Origin of the sequence: Chitinimonas taiwanensis DSM 18899 (assembly GCF_900119825.1) — a bacterium.
Lineage (GTDB): Bacteria > Pseudomonadota > Gammaproteobacteria > Burkholderiales > Chitinimonadaceae > Chitinimonas > Chitinimonas taiwanensis.
The window spans coordinates 389,335-396,680 of sequence record NZ_FPKR01000002.1 but is presented as its reverse complement, the minus strand read 5'-3'; the positions used below and the strand labels follow the sequence as shown (position 1 = coordinate 396,680).

At 62.9% G+C, this 7,346-nt stretch carries 1 protein-coding gene; it reads left to right on the top strand.

The features are described 5' to 3' along the window. A partial coding sequence (locus BT173_RS03675) for a VCBS domain-containing protein (RefSeq protein WP_139256033.1) occupies window positions 1-7,291 on the top strand: 7,291 nt, incomplete at its 5' end. Window positions 7,292-7,346 lie beyond the last annotated feature (55 nt).

Below are 7,346 nucleotides of genomic sequence, written 5' to 3'. Positions count from 1 at the left end.
GGATAACAGCGCCGCTGCTGTGCAGGGTCTGGCCGCAGGCCAGACCGTCCCACTGCAATTCCAGGTAGAAAGCCTGGATGGCACCACGTCCACCGTCAGCATCACCGTCACCGGCACGGGCGAAACCGCCACCATCGGTGTCGGTCGTGTGCAGGAAGACACCACGCTGAGCGACAGCGGCACGCTGAGCGCCACCGGCGGCGCCAGCTTCGTGGCGGAAACCCTCAATGGCAGCTACGGCAGCCTGAGTGTGGGCAGCAATGGTCAATGGACCTACACCCTGGCCAACGGCCAAGCCGCCGTCCAGGCGCTTAGCAGCAACGACACCCAGACGGAAACCTTCACCGTCAAGCTGAGCGACGGCAGCACGACCACGGTCAGCATCGACGTCCGTGGCCTAGACGACGCCGCCGTGATCAACGGCGACGCCACTGGCGCCGTTACCGAAGATGCCAGCACCCCGAACCTGACCGACAGCGGCACGCTGACGATTGCCGACGCCGATGCTGGCCAAGCTAGCTTCCAGGCTGGCGCCGCCACTCCGGTGGGCAGCACGCTGGGCAGCCTGAGCATCACCGCGGCTGGCACCTGGACCTACACGGTTGCCAACAGCGCCGTGCAGTATCTGAAGGCCGGTGAGACGAAGGTCGAGAGCTTCACGGTGCTGGCTGCCGATGGCACCACACATACTGTCAACGTGACCATCACCGGCACCAACGACGTACCGGTGATCAGCGGCGACGCCACCGGCGCCGTCACCGAAGACGCGACCACCCCGAACCTGACCGACAGCGGCACGCTGACGATTGCCGACGCCGACGCTGGCCAGTCGAGCTTCCAGGCCGGCACCGCCACCCCGGTGGGCAGCACCCTGGGCAGCCTGAGCATCACCGCCGCTGGCACCTGGACTTACACGGTCGCCAACAGCGCCGTGCAGTACTTGAAGGCCGGTGAGACCAAGCTGGAAAGCTTCACGGTGCTGGCAGCCGATGGCACCACACATACTGTCAATGTGACCATCACCGGCACCAACGATGTGCCCGTGATCAGCGGCGATGCTATTGGCGCCGTCACTGAAGACGCGACCACCCTGAACCTGACCGACAGCGGCACGCTGACGATTGCCGACGCCGATGCTGGTCAAGCTAGCTTCCAGGCTGGCGCCGCCACCCCGGTCGGCACCACGCTGGGCAGCCTGAGCATCACCGCCGCCGGCACCTGGACCTACACGGTCGCCAACAGCGCCGTGCAGTATCTGAAGGCCGGTGAGACCAAGCTGGAAAGCTTCACCGTCAAGGCAGCGGATGGCACGAGCCACACCGTGAACGTCACCATCACCGGCACCAACGACGTACCGGTGATCAGCGGTGATGCAATTGGCGCCGTCACCGAAGACGCGACCACCCCGAATCTGACCGACAGCGGCACGCTGACGATTGCCGACGCCGATGCCGGCCAATCGACCTTCCAGGCTGGCGCCGCCACCCCGGTCGGTACAACCCTGGGCAGCCTGAGCATCGCCGCTGCCGGCACCTGGACCTACACGGTCGCCAACAGCGCCGTGCAGTACTTGAAGGCCGGTGAGACCAAGCTGGAAAGCTTCACGGTGCTGGCAGCCGATGGCACCACACATACTGTCAATGTGACCATCACCGGCACCAACGATGTGCCCGTGATCAGCGGCGATGCTATTGGCGCCGTCACTGAAGACGCGACCACCCCGAACCTGACCGACAGCGGCACGCTGACGATTGCCGACGCCGACGCTGGCCAATCGACCTTCCAGGCTGGCGCCGCCACCCCGGTCGGTACGACGCTGGGCAGCTTGAGCATCACCGCGGCTGGCACCTGGACCTATACGGTCGCCAACAGCGCCGTGCAGTATCTGAAGGCGCGTGAGACCAAGGTGGAGAGCTTTACCGTGCTGTCTGCCGACGGCACCAGCCATACCATCACGGTGACGATTACCGGCACCAATGATGTGGCGACCATCAGCGGCACGGCCACGGGCAGTGTGCTGGAGGCGGGTGGGGTGGCGAATGCGCTGGCGGGTAGTGCCACGGCCAGTGGCACGCTCACGGTCAGCGATGCGGATAGTGGTCAGTCCAACTTCCTGGCACCGTCCAGCCTGAACGGCACTTACGGCAGCTTTACCTTCAATATCAGCACCGGCGCCTGGACCTATGCGCTGGACAATAGCAAGGCGGCGACCCAGGCCCTGAAGGGTGGTCAGCTCGTGCATGACACGCTGACCGTCAGCAGTAGCGACGGTACGGCCAGCCAGGTGATCGACGTGACGATTACCGGTGCGAATGACCATGCCAGCATCAGCGGCACGGCCACCGGCACGGTGACGGAAGACGGCAACCTGAACGCCAGCGGCACACTGAGCGTGGCCGACGTGGATAGTGGCGAGGCGGTATTCCAGACGCCGGCCAGCCTGACCGGCAGCTACGGCAGCTTCACCTTCAACACCAGCACCGGTGCCTGGACCTATGCGGCCAATAATGGCGCGCTGCAGTCGCTGGCTGCCGGCCAGAGCGTGACCGACACCCTGGTGGTGAAGAGTGCCGACGGCACGGCCACTCAGAATGTGGTGGTGACACTGAATGGCGCCAATGATGCACCGACCGGCGCGAACAATACCTTCACCATTCAGGAAGATGGCAGCAAGAGCTTCGCCGCGGCGGACTTTGGCTTCAGCGATGTCGATAGCGGCGATAGCCTGAAGGCCGTGCGCATCGACAGCCTGCCCACCGCCGGCAGCCTGACCCTGGGTGGCGTGGCCGTAACGGCCGGCCAGCTGATCAGCGCAGCGCAGCTCGGTAGCCTGGTATTTACCCCGGCCACCAATGTCAACGGCAGCAACTACGCCAACTTCACCTTCTCGGTGCAGGATCAGGCCAATGCCTTCGATACGGCGCCTAACACCATCTCGATCAGCGTCAGTGCAGTGAATGACGCGCCGACGGCAGCGGGTGGTCTGGTCAGCGGTACGGAAGACGTGCCCCTGGTCTTCAACTGGGCCAACTTCAATGTGGCCGATGTGGACAGCAGCGCGGCCAGCCTGGGCATCAAGATCAGCAGCCTGCCGGCCGACGGCTTACTGCAGTACTCGACCAATGGCACGAGCTGGCAGACCGTTACGCCCGGCCAGACCCTGAGCAAGACCGCCATTGATGCCGGTTTGTTGCGCTTCGTGCCAGACGCCAATGAGTCGGGCAGCGATGCGCTGGGCGGCAACGGCGTGGGCAATCAGCAGGCCGACTACACGCGCTTCAACTATGTGGCCACTGATGGCAGCCTGGAATCTGCCACGGCCACCGTGCGCGTGGATATTTCGCCGGTGGTGGACCAGCCGACCTTGTCGCTGGTGAATGCCGCCAGCAGCCAGCTGGTCAGCACAAACTGGGATTCTGTGGGGAATTCGGGTCAAAGCTCGCAGCTTGTGAGCGGTCCGGCGCTGGAAGGCTGGACGTTGATTACGACGGATGACAACTATGCGGGCGGCGACAATGTGTTTGAGATATGGCGGGCTGGCGATAAGCAGGTGTCGCAGAGCGGTAACGAGAACACGGTTGTTCTAAGTTCGGCAAACAACTTGAATGCGCTGGAACTGAATAATGCCAGCAGCAATGCTCAGACCTTGGGCATCCAACGTGCGGTCAACACGGTCGCGGGTGCGGTCTACGATCTGTCCCTCGACTATGCGGGCCGACCTGGCTTTAACGAGAACTTCACCCGTATCGCCATCTTTGTAGATGGCAACAAGATTGCGTCCTACGCCAATACCAGCCCGCAGAACGGTTTCAACTGGCAGAACCTGCACTTCAGCTTCGTGGGTACCGGGGGCAGCCAGACCATCAAGATCGTCACTGATGCGAGCCAATTCGATCCAAACGGCCGTGGCGCGATGATCGACGATATCGTGTTGACCCAGTACCAAGGCGTGGTGTCGGGCAATAGCAGCAGTGGCACGCAGACGGCTGTCACGCTGAAGAACTATGTGGGTGCCGCGCTGACCGATACCGACGGTTCGGAAAGCCTGAGCCTCAGCTTCAGCGGCCTGCCCATCGGTTCCATCATCACCACCAGCAGCAATCCGGCTGGCTATGTGCTGAGCGGCGGCGTCATCACCATCAGTGGCAGCGAGCTGGCTTCGGCCCAGCTGATCATGCCGTCGAGCTACAACGGCGCGCTGGCGATTGGCGTGACCGCCACCTCGACCGAGCTGGGCCAGACTGCCAGCACCAGCGGCACGCTCAATCTGCAGGTGCTGCCTGGCTCCATCCCGCCGGTGGCCGTCAATGACACGACCAATACCAATGAAGACACGGCAGTCACCATCACTGTGCTGGCCAATGACAGCGACCGCAATGGCGATACACTGACCGTGCAGACCGCTACGGCGGCCAATGGCACGGTAGTGATCAATGCCAATGGCACGATCACCTACACGCCGAATGCCAACTTCAATGGCAGCGACACCATTAGCTACTCGATTGGCGATGGTAAGGGCGGCAATGCTTCGGCCACGGTGGCGGTGACGGTGGCGGCGGTGAACGACGCGCCGGTGATTGCGGCCGGTGCCGCGGTAACGGGCAGCGAGGACAGCCCCTATGTGTTCAACTGGGCCGACTTCAAGGCTTCGGATGTGGACAATACGCTGACCATCCAGATCCGCAGCCTGCCCAGCGATGGCAAGCTTGAGTACTACAACGGCAGCAGCTGGGTGGCGGTCAGTCAGAACCAGAGCCTCACGCAGGCCGATATCAGTGCCGGCAAGCTGCGCTTTGTGCCGGATGCGCATGAGTCGGGCGCCGATGCCTTTGGTGGCACTGGTGTGGGCAATCAGCAGGCGGATTACGCGACCTTCACCTACCGCGCGAGCGATGGCACGGTGAACACCGGCGCTGCCACCATGCGCGTCGATGTGACCCCAGTGGCCGATTCGCCCAAGCTGTATATGGGCGGGGTGTCGTCTGCCGATGGTTCGGCACTGATCTCGACCTCGCCGGGCGGTGATGGTCTGACCGTGCGCCAGTACACCGCGCTGGGTAATGTCAGTGCCGGAAATATGGACACGGCCGATGAGGTCAAGCAGCTGCTTAGCCTGCTCAATGCGGCAACGCCGGCTTCGACCTCGGTGTCGACTGCGCCGGAAAACTACACAGCTGGTGTGAATGGCGGTGCGCCAACCGGTATTCCGACCGATGGCGCTTACCGTGTCAGCGGCCTGATCTATCTGGAAGCCGGCAAGACCTATACCTTCAGCTCCTACCAGGATGACACCGCGCTGCTGCGCATCGGTGGCACCGAGGTGCTGGCCAAGGAGCACGATAGCTGGGGCAATATCACCGCCAGCGACTACACCCCGACCGTCAGCGGCTACTACACGATCGATTGGGCCGTGTACAACGGCAGTGGCGTCGGTGCTTACAAGCCTTATCTGAGCGTGAACGGCGCCACACCGAAGGAGCTGACCAATGGCAACTTCAAGCTGTACAGCTCGCTCAGTCAGCTCGACAGCGCCGGCGGCGTGTATGACCCGCTGACGGTGGGGCCGGATGCCAGCGGTGGCTACTATCCGCTCACCATCCGCGGTGTGGAGGACAGTGAGATCAAGCTTGGCGCGGTGTCCTATGCGCTCAGCGATACCGATGGCTCGGAAGTGCTGGGCGCCTTGCTGGCCAAGAATCTGCTGGTTGGCACCGTGCTGAGCGACGGCACCAACAGCTTTACCGCCACGGCCGGCAATACCAGCGTGGATATCAAGTCCTGGAATCTGAGCAGCCTGAAGCTGGTACCGCCGAGCAATTTCACCGGCAGCTACAACCTGGTTCTGGAAGGGCGCAGCATCGAAAGCAGCACTGGCGCCGTGACCACCAGCACGACCAGCATGGCCATCACGGTGGCCAATGTGAACGATGCGCCGGTAGCCAGTGCGGATGCGGGCTCCGTGACCGAGGATTCGGGCAGCTATGTGGTGAGCGGCAATGTGCTCGGCAACGATAGCGATGTGGATGGCGACACCCTGGCCGTGCAGGCGGTCAACGGCAGCGCAGCGGCCGTGGGCAGCGTCATCAACACCAGCTATGGCACGCTGCGCATCAATGCTGATGGCAGTTACACCTACACGTTGAACAACGATGATGCGCGCATCAATGCATTGCGCGGCGGCGAGACCCTGAGCGAGCGCATCAACTACACCGCCAAGGATCCGGCCGGCCTGACCAGCAATGCGGTGCTCACCATCACCATCCATGGCAATACCGACCAGGTCGTGCTGTGGGGTTCGAACGGCAATGACCAGATCGGCGATGCCTACGGTGAAACCGTGGTGGCCGGTGTGGACAACAATGCCTTCGTACTGCAGCTGACTGGTGCAGCGCTGGGCAGTAATCCCGCTGCGAATGGCCAGGGCCAGGTGGTGGCCGGCAGTGCGGCTGGTGCGCAGATCATCGACGCCGGCGGCGGTAACGACTATGTCGAGGCCGGCGCGGGCAATGATGTGATCTATGCCGGCGATAGCGATTCGAGCGGCCACACCTTTGCCGAGGTGAAGGCACATAGCCTGATGACCTTGGCCGATGGCGCCGGCAATCTGCTGATGAGCGATGGTTCGGGCCTGCTCGACCAGAGCAAGGTGTCGGTCAGCAATCCCTGGGCCGATATCGTCAACGGCGGCTCGGGCAATGATGCGCTGATCGGGCAGGGCGGTTACGACCTGCTGTACGGTGGCAGTGGGAACGACTACCTGTCCGGTGGTAGCGGTTCGGACGGCCTGCGCGGCGGCACGGGCAATGACCGCCTCGAAGGTGGTTCAGGCAGCGATGTGCTGCGCGGCGACCTGGGTGCGGATACCTTCGCCTGGTCGTTCGGCGATCAATCGGCTACGGCTGGTGCAGTCAACGCCGGTAGCGGCAATGACTACGGTTTGAACGCATCGATCAAGCTGGTCAGCGGCGCTACCGATCTGGTCACCGACTTCAGCAAGACCGAGGGCGACAAGCTTGATCTGCGCGACCTGCTGCAAGGCGAAAGCCATGTGGGCGAGAACCCGGGCAATCTGAACCAGTACCTGCACTTCGAGTACAGCAACAACAGCACCATCGTGCATGTGAGCAGCAGCGGCGGCTTTGCCGGCGGTGTCTACGACGCCAGCAAGGAGAACCAGACCATCGTGCTGCAGAACGTGAACCTCTTGGTGGACAGCAACGGCACCAGCTTGCTGAACACTAATGCCATCGTGCAGGACTTGCTGAAGAACAACCGCTTGATTACCGACTAAGCGCTGTACGCCCCGCTGCGCTGCGCGCCTGTCCTTCCCGGATGGGCGCGCTTCA